General features: G+C 67.7%; 17 protein-coding genes. 14 read left to right on the forward strand and 3 right to left on the reverse strand.

Annotation, left to right across the window (positions count from 1 at the left end; genetic code table 11):
* Positions 1-355 precede the first annotated feature (355 nt).
* From QSK37_RS43835 to QSK37_RS43865, 7 genes are read left to right on the forward strand one after another with little or no spacing between them, the layout of a single operon-like run.
* Positions 356-940, forward strand: a complete 585-nt coding sequence (locus QSK37_RS43835; RefSeq protein WP_285633638.1) for an SAF domain-containing protein — start codon at positions 356-358, stop codon at positions 938-940.
* A gap of 1 nt (position 941) precedes the next feature.
* Entirely contained in the window at positions 942-1,742 is an 801-nt protein-coding gene (locus tag QSK37_RS43840) for a CpaE/TadZ family protein (RefSeq protein ID WP_285633641.1), read from the forward strand.
* A complete protein-coding gene (locus QSK37_RS43845; protein ID WP_285633644.1) occupies positions 1,739-3,127 on the forward strand; it encodes a TadA family conjugal transfer-associated ATPase in 1,389 nt (462 codons plus the stop codon). The genes QSK37_RS43840 and QSK37_RS43845 overlap by 4 nt, the downstream gene beginning before the upstream one ends.
* Positions 3,127-4,005 (forward strand): type II secretion system F family protein, encoded by an 879-nt coding sequence (locus tag QSK37_RS43850; RefSeq protein WP_285633647.1) that lies wholly within the window; start codon positions 3,127-3,129, stop codon positions 4,003-4,005. The genes QSK37_RS43845 and QSK37_RS43850 overlap by 1 nt, the downstream gene beginning before the upstream one ends.
* Positions 4,002-4,895 carry a hypothetical protein gene (locus tag QSK37_RS43855; RefSeq protein WP_285633650.1) on the forward strand — a complete coding sequence of 298 codons (894 nt, stop codon included), beginning with the start codon at positions 4,002-4,004 and terminating at the stop codon, positions 4,893-4,895. Before QSK37_RS43850 ends, QSK37_RS43855 begins: the two co-directional genes overlap by 4 nt.
* Positions 4,896-4,913: 18 nt before the next feature.
* A complete protein-coding gene (locus QSK37_RS43860; RefSeq protein ID WP_285633653.1) occupies positions 4,914-5,111 on the forward strand; it encodes a hypothetical protein in 198 nt (65 codons plus the stop codon).
* Between the two features lie 3 nt (positions 5,112-5,114).
* Positions 5,115-5,564, forward strand: a complete 450-nt coding sequence (locus QSK37_RS43865) for a pilus assembly protein (protein WP_285633656.1) — start codon at positions 5,115-5,117, stop codon at positions 5,562-5,564.
* A gap of 130 nt (positions 5,565-5,694) precedes the next feature.
* Here the strand turns inward: QSK37_RS43865 and QSK37_RS43870 are convergent, their stop codons facing one another.
* The gene (locus QSK37_RS43870; RefSeq protein ID WP_285633659.1) at positions 5,695-6,705 is read right to left on the reverse strand and encodes a hypothetical protein; all 1,011 of its coding nucleotides are present in this window, start codon (positions 6,703-6,705) and stop codon (positions 5,695-5,697) included.
* A 480-nt stretch (positions 6,706-7,185) separates the two neighbouring features.
* Positions 7,186-7,500 carry a hypothetical protein gene (locus QSK37_RS43875; RefSeq protein ID WP_285633662.1) on the reverse strand — a complete coding sequence of 105 codons (315 nt, stop codon included), beginning with the start codon at positions 7,498-7,500 and terminating at the stop codon, positions 7,186-7,188.
* 152 nt (positions 7,501-7,652) lie between these two features.
* Here QSK37_RS43875 and QSK37_RS43880 point away from each other — a divergent pair, with 152 nt between their 5' ends.
* The 7 genes from QSK37_RS43880 (at position 7,653) to QSK37_RS51960 (ending at position 14,563) form a co-directional block, all read left to right on the forward strand.
* Positions 7,653-8,129, forward strand: coding sequence for a TadE/TadG family type IV pilus assembly protein (locus QSK37_RS43880; RefSeq protein ID WP_285633665.1), 477 nt, complete (start codon positions 7,653-7,655; stop codon positions 8,127-8,129).
* Between the two features lie 3 nt (positions 8,130-8,132).
* Entirely contained in the window at positions 8,133-8,582 is a 450-nt protein-coding gene (locus QSK37_RS43885; protein WP_285633668.1) for a pilus assembly protein TadG-related protein, read from the forward strand.
* Complete coding sequence (locus QSK37_RS43890) at positions 8,579-11,524, forward strand: BTAD domain-containing putative transcriptional regulator (RefSeq protein ID WP_285633671.1); 2,946 nt, start codon at positions 8,579-8,581, stop codon at positions 11,522-11,524. Before QSK37_RS43885 ends, QSK37_RS43890 begins: the two co-directional genes overlap by 4 nt.
* A 20-nt stretch (positions 11,525-11,544) precedes the next feature.
* Complete coding sequence (locus QSK37_RS51950) at positions 11,545-12,114, forward strand: DUF6166 domain-containing protein (RefSeq protein WP_432705662.1); 570 nt, start codon at positions 11,545-11,547, stop codon at positions 12,112-12,114.
* A 394-nt stretch (positions 12,115-12,508) separates the two neighbouring features.
* Positions 12,509-12,994, forward strand: coding sequence for an ATP-binding protein (locus QSK37_RS43895; RefSeq protein WP_285633674.1), 486 nt, complete (start codon positions 12,509-12,511; stop codon positions 12,992-12,994).
* 116 nt (positions 12,995-13,110) lie between these two features.
* The gene (locus QSK37_RS51955) at positions 13,111-13,467 is read left to right on the forward strand and encodes a helix-turn-helix domain-containing protein (protein ID WP_285633677.1); all 357 of its coding nucleotides are present in this window, start codon (positions 13,111-13,113) and stop codon (positions 13,465-13,467) included.
* 385 nt (positions 13,468-13,852) lie between these two features.
* The gene (locus QSK37_RS51960; protein ID WP_432705663.1) at positions 13,853-14,563 is read left to right on the forward strand and encodes an RNase H family protein; all 711 of its coding nucleotides are present in this window, start codon (positions 13,853-13,855) and stop codon (positions 14,561-14,563) included.
* Between the two features lie 36 nt (positions 14,564-14,599).
* On the opposite strand, the gene QSK37_RS43905 is transcribed toward QSK37_RS51960, so the two are convergent.
* Entirely contained in the window at positions 14,600-15,154 is a 555-nt protein-coding gene (locus tag QSK37_RS43905) for a GNAT family N-acetyltransferase (protein WP_285633680.1), read from the reverse strand.
* Positions 15,155-15,161: the final 7 nt, after the last annotated feature.

The raw sequence follows: 15,161 nt of genomic DNA on the forward strand, positions 1-15,161 counted from the left end.
GACTGCTCCTACACCTATCTGCGGTCGTCGAAGGGGCAGCCGCACGGCGCGTATCAGATGACGGTGACGGTGACCTGGGGCGGGACGTGGGTCGGTTCTGGCGGAGCCGGTGGGGAGCTGCCGGATGTCAGCCGGTCGACGACGTTCGGGGTTCGGGTGGCCGAGGGCCAGGGCCTCTACGGGTAGAGGGGGGATCTGATCGATGTCGTCGGCTGGAGGGTCGTCGCGGGTGCCGCGGGGGCAGGCGTTGAGCAGCCGCGTGGACAGTAACGGTCACGACGGCTCGTCTGGGCGGGTGGGTGGCCGGTTGGCGCGTCGGCGTCGTCCCGCTTGGATCGCCGCTGGTGTCGCGCTGGTGGCGTTGGCGGTGCTGGTGAACGTGTATCTGTTCACCACGGCAGAGCATCGGATTTCGGTGGTGCGGGTGGCCCGGAATGTGCCGGTCGGGCAGCGGCTGGTCCGTGCGGATCTGGGCACGAGTTCGGTGGTGGTCGGGCCGGGTGTGCAGGTGATCCCGGCGCGTCAGCTGGGTGAGGTGGTCGGCCAGCGTGCTGCGGTCGACTTGCGGTCCGGGACGCTGCTGGTCGCATCGCAGATCACGACTGAGTTGTCGCCGCAGCCGGGGCAAGCGTTGGTGACGGTGGCGCTCAAGCCCGGCCAGTTGCCCCCGGGTGGCCTGGCCCCCGGCTCCCAGCTGCGCGTCGTGTCCACCCCCGGCAGCCAAGCCGCAAGCGGCGGTGACAGTGCGACGACATCGTCGGGTCAGGGCGGCCAGCCGTCGGCTAAGGATGTGCGCGCGGCGGTGGATGCGGTGGCCGGCCCGGATACCGACGGGACGATGACGGTCGCGCTCCTGGTCGCCGATGCGGACGCCAACACGGTGGCCCGTGAGGCCGCCGCCGGGCAGATCGCGTTGGTCATCACCGCGCGGGGAGCCTGAGATGGCCGTGTACTGCCTGGTCTCCGCTGGCGGGTCGCCGGGTGTCACCACCACAGCGCTGGCGCTGGCTTTGTCGTGGCCGGGTGAGGTGGTGCTTGCCGAGTGCGATCCGGCGGGCCGGCGGGTGCTGCCGGGATACCTGGCGCAACGGTTCAACGGCTCTCCAGGGCCAGGGCTGCTGGGGTTGGCCATGGCCTTGGACCACCAGCAGGCAGGCCGGGAGCCTTCCGTGCGGGTGGAGGACTTCACGATCCCGTTGGATGAGCGGCGCCGGGCCTGGCTGCTGCACGGTATCCGCGACCCTCGCCACGCCGGCCAGGTCAACTGGCAGCTCCTGGCGGACGCCTTCATCCGCGCGAGCACCGTTTCGGGCTTGGACGTGATCATCGATGCCGGTCGGGTCGGTGGATCGGATACCCCTACCGCGCTGCTGCAGCGAGCCGACGGTGTGGTGATGGTGTTGGGCCGGAGTTTGGCCCAGGTTGATGCGGCCCAGCCGCGTCTGGACGCGTTGCGGTCCCTCGCACGCCGGGTCGGGTTGTGTCTGATCGAATCCGGCCCTTACGGCACACGTGAGATCCGCAAGGCGCTGTTCGGTCTCCCGGTCGTCGCTGAGCTTCCCCACGCTCCGGGGGATGCGCGGGTGTTGTCCGATGGCGCGTCGCAGCGGCCGAGTTTCCGGACGAGCCTGCTCATGCGCGCCACCACGCAACTCGGCGAAGCGATACGCCACCTCGCCCGCGAACCAGCGAGGCCCGCCGTTCTCGGCCGCTCGGTCGTGCCAGGAGGTGGGTTCCGGTGAACGGCTACGGCTTCACCCCCAGACCCGTAAGCCAGCTGCGGGCGGCGCCTTCCACACCGCCTCCGGTAACCGAGGGCACCGCCCGCCGCGACGGGGCGGTGGATGGGGAGGAACTGTGGGCGGCGGTCGCTCAGATCAGCCGGCAGTTGGTCGATGCGCTGTCCGATGGCCTGGACGCCGCGCACGCCCGGCGGCTGATCGAGGACGCGGTCCGGGACTGGGCCCAGGACCAGACCACCGCCGGACAGCCCGTGCCCAGCGTGCAGCAGCGGGCCGTGCTCGCCCGGCTGGTGTTCGACCGCCGGTACGGATTGGGAGCGTTGCAGCCGTATCTACGGCGCGACGATGTGGAGAACATCGTCGTCAACGGCCACGACCAGACCTGGGTGACCTACACCGACGGCCGAAAAGACCCCGGGCCCGCGGTCGCGGGCAGCGATGAGGAACTCATCGAGTGGGTGCAGCTACTCGCGCGGCGCGGCGACACGGGCCGGGAGTTCTCCCGCGCGAACCCGCTGCTGGATCTGGCGCTGGCCGATGGTGTGCGCCTGGCGGTGGTGCACTGGGTGTCCCGCCGCCCGTGCCTGGCCCTGCGTATTCACCGGCTGATCAACGTCACGCTCGATGGCCTCATCGCGTACGGCACCGTGACCGAACCGGTCGCGCAGTTTCTGCGGGCGGCGTTGCGAGCGCGTCGGAACCTGGTGGTGTGCGGGGAGGTCAACACCGGTAAGACCACCCTGGTCCGCGCGCTGGCCAACGAGCTGCCCCCGGATGAGCGGATCATCACGCTGGAGTCGGACTTCGAGCTGTTCCTGGATGATCCGCAGCTGGCGGATCGGCACCGCGATGTGGTGGCGTGGGAGGCCCGCCAGGCCAACTCCGAAGGCGCCGGGCAGGTCCGGTTGCAGGACCTGGTGCCGGCCAGCCTGCGGATGAACCCGGACCGGGTGATCGTCGGTGAAGCCCGTCAAGGTGAGCTCGCGCCGATGCTGGAGGTGATGTACAGCGGGGCTCGCGGGTCGATGTGCACCCTGCACGTCCACCGCCCCGCCCACATCTTCAACCGCGTCATCCAGCTCGGCCGCCGCGCCGGCCTCGGCTACACCCCCCAGGACCTGCACCTGATGTTCGGCCTCGCCGAACCGCTCATCGTCTATCTGGAACGCGACCCGGGTACGAACGCCCGGTTCGTGTCGGCGGTGATGGAGGTCGGCCCGCCCGCCGACGGCACCGAACCGACCCGCAATCACATCTTCGTCCCCGGCGCGGACCGCCGCGCGACCCCGATCGGCGGTCACATCAGCGGTGACCTGCTCAACGAGCTCACCGCCGCCGGCTTCAATCCCGCTTTGCTCGATCAGACGGCTGGACGGTGGTCGTGATGGAGCTGCTCGCCGCCCTGGCCGGACTCGCCGCCGCCGGCGGCCTCCTCCTGGCCTTCGCCGGGTTCACCCGCCCGGCGTCCTCACCCGGCGTGCGGCCGCCGGGACGGCTTCGGCTGGCCTTGCGTTCACTCGCCGATCCCACACGGCGAAGGCGTCTTTCCGCCGCGGCGGTGGCGGGCCTGATGGTGTTGCTGGTGGCGGGGTGGCCGGTCGCCGCCCTGGCGGTCGCGGCCGGGGTGTATGTGCTGCCGCCGATGCTGTCCGGACGCGAACCCACCCGCCGCATCACCCGGCTCGAAGCCCTGGAACAGTGGGCGCGCCGCCTGGGCGAAGTGATGGGGGCCAGCCGCGGGCTGGAGGCGACCCTCACCGACAGCCTGCACGTCACCCCCACCCCGATCCGCGCCCCGGTCGCGATGCTGGCCGAACGGCTGAACAACCGCGCCAGCACCGAACACGCCCTGCGCGCCTTCGCCGACGATCTCGACGACCCGATCGGGGACCTGATCGCGACCGCGCTGATCCTCGCAGCCAAACGCCGCGGCCCCGGCACCCGCCAGGCGCTGGGCGCGCTCGCCGACGCGGTCGCCGCCGAGGTCATCGTCCGCCGCGAGGTCGAAGCCGAACGCGCCTCGCTGCGCACCACCCTGCTGGTGATCGTCATCGCCGTGGCCGGCCTAAGCCTGCTCCTCACCGCCTCCCCGAGCCTGTCGGCCCCGTACGGCACGCCGTTCGGGCAGCTGGTGCTGGCGGCGGTGGCCGTGCTGTACGCGGGTGGGCTGGCCTGGATGAAACGCCTGTCGGTCATTCACAGCGGCCCACGATTCCTCCACCCACCCGCAGCCACACGCGAGCGTGAGGAGGAGAATCCGTGATCGCCCTCGCAGCCACGGCCGGCATCCTGGCCGCGCTCGGACTCATCACGATCGCCCGCGAGCTACGGCCCGCCCCGCCGCGCCTGGACGTGGCGTTGGCCCGCCTGCAACCCACCCGCCTGCACCCATCCGAGCCCGTCTCGACCCGCGGGATGGGTGAGCGGGTCGGGGGCTGGCTCGCGGAGCGTTGGGCCCGGCCGGCCGGGATGCTCGCGGTCCCCCGCACCGACCTGGCGTTGCTGGACCGCAGCGTTGAGCGGTTCATGCTCGACAAACTCACGCTGCTCCTCGCCGGGCTCCTCATCCCCACCGTCACGGCGGGACTGCTGGCGCTGATGGGAGCCGCACTTCCGTGGACGATCCCGGCCCTGGCCAGCCTCCTGCTCGCCGCCGGTCTGACTTTCCTTCCCGACCTCAACGTCCGGTCGGCGGCGCGCCAGCGCAGGAGAGACTTCCGGTACGCGTTCGCGGCCTACCTGCAACTCGTCGTCTTGGAACGCGAGGCCGGCGCCGCCCTCAACACCGCGCTGGAAGGCCCGGTCACCATCGCCGGAACCTGGCCGTTCCGGCGCATCGCCGCTGCCCTGGCGCGGGCCCGCCGTGGTCAGGACCCGCCCTGGCAGGCCCTGGCCGAACTCGGGCAACAGCTCGGGGTGCACGACCTGGTCGACCTCGCCCACACCGCTCAGATCGCCGGCACCGAAGGCGCCAAGATTCACGACGTTCTGACCGCGAAGATCACCGCGATGCGCCATGAAGCCTCCGCCACCACCCGGACCGAGGCCAACAGCCGCACCACCGCCATGTGGGTCCCGACCTCGCTGCTCATGCTCGGGTTCGTCGTGCTGGTCGGCTACCCGTTCTTCTCCCGGCTCCTCGCCGCCGGATAAACCAAGGAGGGTCCCCCGGTGAAACACCTGCTCCAACGCTGCCGCCGGCTCACCGCGCGGCTGACGGCGCTGCCCGCCCGCGCCCGCCTCGGCGAGGATCGGGGCGCGAACGTGGTCGAGACCATCATCATCGTCGCCGGTTTCGCGATCTTGGCTGCCGGGATCTACGCCGCGGTCTCCGGCAAGGTCCACGCCTGGATCGCCAAAATGCCCTAACCCGTGATCGGCATCCGACGACGACGTAGAGGGGACCGGGGATCGGCTTCGGTCGCGATCGCGATCGTCTTCCCCGCGGTCGCTCTGCTGTTCCTCGCCCTGGCCCAGGCCGTCATGCTCGCCGCCGCCCACCAAGTCGCCCTCGCCTCCGCCGAAGAGGGCCTGCGAGCATCCCGCGCCCACGACCACACCCTGGACCAGGGGAAAAGCGCCGCGCTCGCGTTCGCTCACCATGAGCCGGTGCTGATCGGCCCGTCCGTCACAGCGTCGGGGACCACGACCATCACGGTCACCGTCCGTGGCCAGGCACCGTCCCTCTTGCCCGGCGTGCAGTTGTCCGCCACCGGTACGGCGGCGGGCGTACGCGAGCGATTCACTACAGATACCCGTGGGTTCACGAATTCTGAAGGATCGACTGGCGCGAACCCGAGTGTGGTGACGCCTGATGGTTGAGTTTAGAACCTGGAATTACCGAATCGAAGATCCCATGCTTGGACGTCTGTTCGTGACATTCTTCGCTTCAACCCTTCCAGTTGGGCGACGGCCAGTAATCGTGAGCTTCGATGACAGAAGACTGCTCGGCTCAGCCAAATCCGTCCGCGACGTCTGGATCGATGAGATCGTCACGAGTGATCCTGATTGGCGCTGGCCTACCTTGCTTGCTGGCACTGACAGTAGGCAGAGCCCGAACCGATATCAGATAGATCCGGACACCTGCGATTGTTACGTAGGGTGGCCACACTTTGGTGTCACTTTCGTTCGGCAAATCGAGCTGGCGACCGGAAATGTTTATGGCGACGAGATATGCCACTTTTTTACTGTAGTCGGTAGCGTATTGGATGGCCTGGTTTACACCGGAGCCAAGATGTCGCTTGCCTCGATCTTTTCCGTCGAAGACCTTTACCTCACAGACGAGCGGGTCCTCGGTGTCGAGGTCAGAGATCACGTCCGAAAGTCCCGAAGCCGACCTAGCCTGAGAGAAGGGCATATTAATACCCTCGCCGAAAAGGAAACGTCGCAGGTCGGCGTCATAGACGTCTTCGGTTTTCTTGGGGTCCCTTATAGCCTTGTCATAGAGGTCTTGACGGTCGAACCATTCGACGCGGCGGACGTATCGCTCGAGAACATAGAGAACGCTACTTTCTTCACCGATGCGCTCATCAAGATAGTCGAACAGATGCTGCAGGGCCCGCTCGGCGAATCCGCGCCAGCAGTCATTATAGTTCGCCTTACGGACAAAAAGACGAGCATACTCGACACCGACGCGTGCGCTATTACCTCCGTTGGCGATGTCGGCAGCGATGCGCTGCATGCACTTCCATACGAGGGTGGCTCGCCCTTCTTCGGTTCGGCTTGGCCAGGAAAAGCCGCTGCCGAAGCCGCCACCGGAGGACTGGAGAAAGGTGAGGTAATGCTCGAAGTCCAGGTCGGGTTCGACGGCCTCGGCTTCGGCGAGGATGGCCCGCAAGGCGGGTTGGTTGTTAATCCAGTCCACGGTGAGGCTCACTTCGTGGCCTGCATCCTCATAGTTGGCGACCATGAGTCGGCGGAGGCGGTCACGCATACGAACCTGCAAGTCCTGCTGATATCTCATTGTCAGAGGTTCCTCAGAGCTTGTTCGATCTGCCGCTCAATGGAATCGCCACTGGTATGCACGCTGCCCTCGGCATCACGAAGACGAATCCTAATCCGGCAGCATGGACACCAAACAGCCACTTGGGCCACAATTTCCGCGTACCGAATCCAGATCGGGTACCTACACTCGGGGCAGTCCACCTCGAGATCATCATGGAGAAGTTGCGTTCCGAGGGACTCAGCCACTATCGGATCGCCTCCCCTGGATGTGGAGCATCGTGCCGGTGTCGCGAGTGTATCTGGGAAGTCATCGTTCAGCGCTCGGTACTGCGAGAGCAACACCCCGAGAACTGTCTACCGAGACAATGCCAGCGATCGCTGGGTTATCGAGGACTGCCACATAGCGCATGGCCCCGGAAACGGTAAGACCGAAGAGGTCGCAGATGCTGCGGACGTCACCGCCCGCAGACCAGGCCATCGCCGCCACGAGACCACCGGCTCAGTGCATCCTGCTGCCGTCGGGAGTGCTGTCGTTGGCGCAGTGGGTGGCACGGCACCCACCGACCATGGTCTTCCTCGACAGCCCACGGTCCCTGCGCAGCGAGACGAAGTACCGATCGGCATCTTCTGGCGCGGCCGTCCACACCGGCTGGCCTGTAACCCGGATGGACTCCACCACGTCCGCCCGCTTGACTGCGACATGCCGATCGCTCGCGCCCGCTACCGCGAGGGAGAACTGGCCGACGAGTTCCTGCTCGAGCTCCTCAACATCGACGGCCGACTCCAGCTGGCAGGGACTCCTGATCGAACGCACCCAGCCAGGGCCATAGGCACCTCGGTTCATAAATGCCGGGGTTTGTCGGCGAATCCTGGCGATTTGTCGACCTTCCGCTTGAGATCACCGCACCGTGGCCTATCTGCACCCCCAGCCAGGAACAGGCTGAGATGCGTACGTCAACTCGCGGGATGTCCGACATCGGGGCCGTCATGACCCGCCTGCCCAGTCACCGTAGGGCACCGGCCCGGTTCCGTGGCGCGGCCGGGAACGCCGTGGTGGAAGCGGCCATCCTCGCGCCCCTGCTCGTGCTGTTCCTTGCCGGGCTGCTCACCGGCGCGCGGCTCCAACGCGCCGCCGCGGCCGTCAACCAGGCCGCCGCGGATGCCGCCCGCCAAGCCTCCATCGCCCGCACCCCCGCCCAGGCACGAACCACGGCCACGACGAGCGCCCTGACCACACTCCGGGACAAAGGACTGCACTGCACCCCGCAGGTCCACCTGGACCTGGCCGGCTTCAACCAGCCCGTCGGCAACCCGGGCGCGGTGAGCGCACGCGTGACCTGCACGGTGCGGCTCGCCGACATCGCCGCCCCTGGCATCCCTGGATCGCGCACCGTGACCAAGACACACCGATCTCCACTGGACCGTTTCCGGGGCAGGGACTGAGCCATGGCACACCAGGCCGCCTCGCGAGCGGAACGCCGATCCGGTGACCGGGGAGGGCTGAGCATCTTCACGGTCATCATCACGCTGGTCGTGGTGGTCTTCTTCGGCGCGATCGTCGACTTCGGCCGACAACTCGACGCCCGCCACGACGCGAACATCGCCGCCGAAGAAGCCGCCCGCGCCGGCGCCGGGCAAATCGACGCCGACCGCGCCTACGCCCACGGCGGCACATTCGTCATCAACCGATCTGAGGCGTTCCGCGCCGCGCAGAACTACCTGCACGCCGGCGGCTACACCGGAACCGTCACCCCTATCGGTGACCACCGCATCCGCGTGCACGTGACGGTCACCCGCCGGACGATCTTCCTGCCCCTGATCGGGATCACCGCCCTTCACGTCCAGGCCGACGCGGTCGCCGACCTGGTCACCGGCGTCGAAGGAGAAGACCGATGAGCCAGCCTCGCGTGCAACGCACCCGAACAGCCGAAGTCCTGCGCGGCCTGGGCGCCCTCGCGGTCCTGGTGGCCTTGGTGGCCGGACTCCCCGCCGCCCTCCTCACCGTCGCCGGCTCCCCCGTTCCCCACCAGGTACCGAACTGGGATCAGATCACCACGACGCTCACCCAGCCCGACACCGGCAACACCCTCTTCCTCACCCTGGTGAAGGTGATCGGCTGGACGGCCTGGTGCCTGTTCACCCTCACCACACTCGCCGAGACCATCGCCTACCGGCGCGGGCGCCCCGCCCGGCGCCTGCCCGGCCTGATCAGCCCGATGCAACACCTGGCCCGCGACCTGATCGCCATGACGGCCCTCATCATCTCCGCCACCGCCCCCACCCTCAGCTCAGCCACCCCAACCTCCATCAGCACGCCCCACACCGCCGCGGCGATCGCGCTTCCCACCACCGCAACCGCCAAAGTCCCTCACGCAAAACCGCCGGCCAGCCAGCAGGCGGACAAGCCCGACCATGGGCAATGGCGTACGCGGATCATCAAACGCGGCGACACCCTGTGGGCCATCGCCCGCACCACCACCGGATCAGGAACCAACTACCCGGCCATCTTCAAAGCCAGCACCCACCTCCCCCAACCCCACGGGCTTCCCCGGCTGACCGACCCCGACCGCATCTACCCCGGCCAGCACATCAAGACCCCACCCCGCCACGCCGCTCCCCAGCCTGTCCAACCGCGACGCCATAAACCGCCACACCAGCGTCCCCATCCGCCCGCGACGACGTCACCACCGGCTGCCGAACGCTCCCCCACACCGCACACGCCGACACCGACCGCGACACCCCGACCGAGCACCGAGCCGCCCACCGCCTCCCGCAACCCGGTCCCGCCGCCGCGGACGGCACCGGTGACGCCACCCACACGCCAACCCGCAACGACCCCCGCCCCGTCACCAGCACGCACCCGTCCGGCCCCACCGACGCCGTCCGCGGACGCCCAGCCGCCGCGAACACCGCCGGATGCGCCCGGACATCGCCACGACACGCCGGTGACCGTGACGCTCCCGACCGGCGCCTACCTCGGGCTCGGCCTCGCCACCGCGATCAGCGTCGCTCTGGCCGCCACCCGCCTCCACCGGCGCCGCCGGCGAAACCCCGCCCCCGCCTGGCCCAACCGCAGCGAACCCGCCACACCTGCGGGCATCGCCTCCGTCCGCAAAACCCACCTCGACACCTACACCGAACAGGGAGAGCCGCCACCGACCGACGCTGAACTCCTCGCTCACGACGCGGCCGAACCTCCACCGACCCACATCACCGCCGGAACGCGTGACACCGCAGAGGTTCGCCTCTCGCTGTCGGGGCTGAAGGTCGCGCTGACCGGGTCCGGCGCGGCCCCCACCGCACGGGCCCTGGCCACCGAACTCCTCGCCAAATCCCGCCGCGACCGCATCGAAGTCCTCATCCCCGAACCCGACGCCATCACCCTGTTCACCGGCACCGGAATCAACCCGCGCGAACTCGCCCGCGACATCCCCGGACTGCGCATCGTCGGCTCACTGCAGGCCGCGATCACCCACCTCACCGCCGAGTTCATCCACCGCGCCCGCCTCATGGAAGCCACCGGCGAACCCGACATCCACGCGCTACGCCGCGCCGAACCGGGCGAGCCACTCCCCACCATCATCCTGCTCGCCGCAGTACCCACATCCAGCGACGCACTCAATGCCATCTTCGCCTTCAGCGGCGCCTACGGCCTCGGCGCCGTCCTCCTCGGTGCCTGGGCGGCCGGCACCACCCTCACCCTCGCCGCCGACGGCACCGTCACCGACGCCACCGGGCCAACCGCCACCACCTGGACCGGCAGCCGGCTCTTCCACCTCAGCCCCAGCGATGCCGCCGAAATGCTCCAGACGATCCGCACCGCCCACGGCGCACCCGACCCCGACCCGGCCCCGGCACCGGCGAACGCCGCCAGCTCCACCACACCGACCGGCCGCGACCACACCAGCGCGCCCCCAGCATCGCCATCGCAACCCGCCTCTGACCGGCCGGCCGATCGTGAAGAACAGGACACGCACCGGCCGGTCCGGCTGCGAGTGCTGGGCCCGATCCGCGTCGAAGCCGACGGCAAACCGATCGCCACCGGGCTACGGCGCATCACCCGCGACCTCCTCGCCTACCTCACCCTCCACCCCCAAGGGGTCACCCGCGACCAAGGCGTGGATGCGCTCATGCCCGACCGGGACCTCACCACCGGAACCACCATGCTCCACACCGCCATCAACAACGCCCGCAAAACACTCCGCCAAGCCACCGGCCTGCGCCAAGCGATGTTCATCATCCACGCCGACGGCCGCTACCGCCTCGACCCGCACCTCATCGACACCGACCTTTGGCAACTCCACCGTCTTCTCGACCGCGCCCACCAGGCCGAAACCGACTCCAGCCGCATCAACGCCCTCCACCACATCCCCGACCTCTACACCGCCGAACTCGCCGAAGACCTCACCTACGAATGGGCCGAAACCGAACGCGAAAACCTCCGCCGCCACGCCACCGACGCCCTGGCCCAACTCGCCCACCTCACCAAAACCGACCACCCGGACCGCGCCATCACCGCCCTAGAAGCCGCGATCACCCACGACCCCTACGCCGAACCCCTCTACCGCGACCTCATGCGCATCCAAGCCGCCACCGGCCGACCCGACGCCATACGACGCACCTACGACCACCTCAAACGCCACCTCGCCGACCTCGACACCGAACCCGAGGAACGAACCCACCAACTCCTCCTCACCCTGCTAGCCCCTGCAGCCGGCATACCCACCACCAGCAAGAAGGCACCCGTCCCGACCGGGCAGGCCGCACCGCGTGGACCGGCTCCTCACAAGAACGGCAGCTCCACCGTACGGCCACTCCGTCCCCGCCAATCAGAATGACGACCGCCACCGGACTTCAAATGACATCCGTCTCATCTCACAGCCAACACACGCTCTCCGCGGACATCCCACAGCGACCCGGAGATCAGCTATCAGCTGATCGGACAACGCCCGAAATCGACGTGCACGCCGTCTACCACGGATGGCCACGACCAGACGGAACAATCGCAGTCGTCATCGAATCCCCAGCCGGAAACTACAAGCCGTTACCCCACCAGATCCGCCACTCACCTGCAGGCTTCAACTGCGGCTACAACGGCAACGGCCCCCGCGACCTCGCACTCAGCCTGCTCACCGACGTACTGTTCACCTCCACGCAAGAAGGTAGGCTTCACGCCCCTTCACATGGACAGCGAAACGGTTTCGCACCATCCGCTGCTCCACCAGAGAACAGCACTGCCACATTGGAACCGGGCCGCTGCGACATCCGGCCCCAGCATCTGCCTTACTTGTATTTTGCCGAGCAAATCGTCGCACAGCTCCCACCAGACAAAGCATGGTCGCTATCCCGGCAAGAGATCACACGCTGGCTAGCCAGCGAAGACCGGCGGTCACCACTATGTGAGCGAAGAAACGAGCGAGGCCAGTAGACGGGGCTGGGATCAGCCCGCCTACCACACACAGGCCTGGCGCGATGGAAGAACCTGGACGCTACCTGGAAGACCATCGCAGCCCTAGCCACACTGGACTGGACGGGGCACGTCCAACGACCGGAACCCCGGACGACCGTTACAGTCCTCAATAGAGCGCCACAAGGTAATTTCTCCTCCATTTTCGGACTTGTCACGTAGCAGGGTCTCCATGCGCCGCTATCCCGCATCGCGCACGTCGTTGAATATTCCGATGTGTCATAACCCCATGGCGCATCGCATGACGCATCAGCGTTGATGCACTCAAACCCTTCCGGCAAGGTGACATACCCGTCGCCATAAATTGCACGGCCGCATGAATACAGGCGGCTCAGCCAAGCCAAATGGAGGGCAAGTGTGCGCATCACGTGATCCACGAATCGCCCTTGGCGAGAACACCACCTCGCCTGCAATCGCCGAGGACGCGGCGTACCAATTGCCTCTTGCTCCACATCCGGTCGCGGCCGAACAAGCGCGTGTATTGGTGCGTCTTGCATGTACCAGCTGGAAGCTCGGCGACGTCGTCGACAGCGTCCTGCTCGTCACGGTCGAGCTGGTCACGAATGCCATGAAGATCGGAGAAGTGTTCCGGGCCGCTGTCTCCCGGCAGGCAGGGGTCGTGCTGATCGAGGTGTGGGACAGCAGCGAAGCAACCCCCGATCGCCAAGAAGAGTCCGTCCACCGTGTGGACGGACGTGGCTTGCTGTTGGTCGAAGCCTGCTCGAAGGACTGGGGCTGGCGCTTGGAAGACCACGGCGGCAAGACCGTCTGGGCGGCCATCGACGTTCCAGAGGTTCCCGACACGTCATCGGCGATGCCGCACTCGCTCGCGCGCATCTGATCAAGCACCCATCGACTCCCGGCCCTGAGCCACTGTGGACGCCGCCGAAGCCCCCGTACGGCGCGTCCCGGGGAAGCGAGACGGCTCAGGGCCGGGCGCTGACAAAGAAAGACACCATGCTCGTCCAAGAACCCAGTGACCTGCTCAAACCGCGCGAAGCCGCCGAACTGTTCGGCGTCCGCACGACGACCATCGCCCGCTGGGCACGCGAAGGAAAACTGACACCGCTTCGCACCCCCGGCGGCCACCGCCGCTACAGCCGAACGGCAATTCACGCATTGCTGTCCGACAACGCCGGCCCCAGCGCGGACTGGCAACAGATGACGGAAGACGCCGTACGGCTCTATGAGCAGGGGTGGAGCATCCGGCAGGTAGCGGACCGGTTCGAGTGCAGCTACGGCGCCATGCGTCGGATCCTGAGGACTCGCGTCACGCTACGCACCCGCGGAGGCACGTACCGGACCACCGATTAGCAGGTGACCTGCGATGACACCAGAACCAGAAGAAAGCGCCATTGAGTCTCTGTCGTCCGAGTGTCCCGACCAGGCCCCATCGCCGAGGGCCGCCGTAGTCGCCGCAGCGACCGCTGACCCCGATGTCACCTACGAGGTACTGGCAGAAAAGCTCGGTATTCCACCGAAACAGGTCAGGTGGCTCTTGCGGGACGCTCGCCGAACCGGGCGTGTCCCACCCACTAGCCCGGATCTTGATCGGGGACTGCGCGCGGCTGCCGTCGCGATCTTCACGCGTGCCCCGGACAGCTCCAAGCAGGCGATCGCCGACGAGCTCGGCATCCGCAAGCGTCGCGTCTATGGGTTGCTCCGTACTGCTGAACTCCTCGGCGAGATCCCGCCCGGCATGCGCGCCCGCAAAGATCAGCGAAGCGACTGCGGACGGCCACTCGTCTTCGCATGGACGGATGGATCAGCGCCCGGAGATAACCGTCACGGCCCCGCCGCGTGGGCGGCCATCATCAGATGGGGAGCCGGCCCAGACGCGGAAAGACGGACGCTGGGCGGGCGCCTGTCAGAACCCAACATCGCTCGGGCCGAACTGGCCGCCGCCATACACGCCCTACGAGCACTCCATCAGCCCGCATGCGTCACCATGCACTGCGACCACGAAGCTCTCATCAACGGCGCCACCGCCCGAGGGACACCACGCGCCCACCGCGACCTGTGGAACGAGCTACGGGAGGTCTCCGCGAGCCACCACGTCACCTGGGTCTGGGTCCGCGCGCACCACACAAGCCGAGGAAACCGAGCCGCAGACTCACTCGCTCGTGCCGTCCGGAAAGGCTCTCGACTCGATGAAGGCTGGCGCGAGGACCTACGAGCCGGGCGGGTGGCGAACGCCGTGAACCACCTCGTCCAAATCGGCCGGTTAAGAACTCTCGCATGGGACTTCTCCACGGTCGGCCCCCTCCACCGCCCGACACACATCGCCACCGCGGCAACCGTCGACGGCGACACCGGAGAGCCCCTCGCCGTCACCGGCACGGGCAGCTCCAAAGCCGCAGCCAAAACAGACGCACTCACGCGCCTGATCGCAGCTCTCCACCTCGAGTGACCCACACAGCGGCAGATGGCGGAGGACGCCGCACGCCTATGTCTGCGGCAGCGGAAGGATCAGCACATCCATCAGCGGGGCATGGGGCATGGCGGGACGTAGTTCGGCCGCCTTGTGCCAGCCCCACCTTGTGTATCTCCGGTAGGCGTTCTCGTTCTCGGGCTGTACGAGCAGGGTCGCTCGCTGCTCCCGTCGAAGTGCCAGCAACTCATCGTGGAGTGCGCGACCGATGCCCTGACCGGCATAACGAGGACGCACCATCAACTCACTGAACGCGAACGTGCGCGTCCCGTCTTCATCGGTGAACCCCGGTTCGACCTCCCCGGCCAGGCCAGTCCACCAGGCACTGTCCGGGCCGAGAGGCCAGCCCCACGCCTGCCCGGCCGGCTCGCCATCCATGAACGCCACGACCAGCTCGAAATCCTTGGCAGTGGTGTACGCGTCGAAACGCTGCATCGGCGCGTCGCCGGCCTCGAACGGATCACCACTTGCGATCTCGTCGGCGAAGGCCTCGCGGTAGATCAGCCAGACCGTGTCTTTGATGGCTTGGGCCCCTGCGGCGTCGTACCTGCGGAACGTCAGGTCGGGCATCGCGCCT

It is taken from the genome of Actinoallomurus iriomotensis (assembly GCF_030269445.1).
Taxonomy (GTDB): domain Bacteria; phylum Actinomycetota; class Actinomycetes; order Streptosporangiales; family Streptosporangiaceae; genus Actinoallomurus; species Actinoallomurus iriomotensis.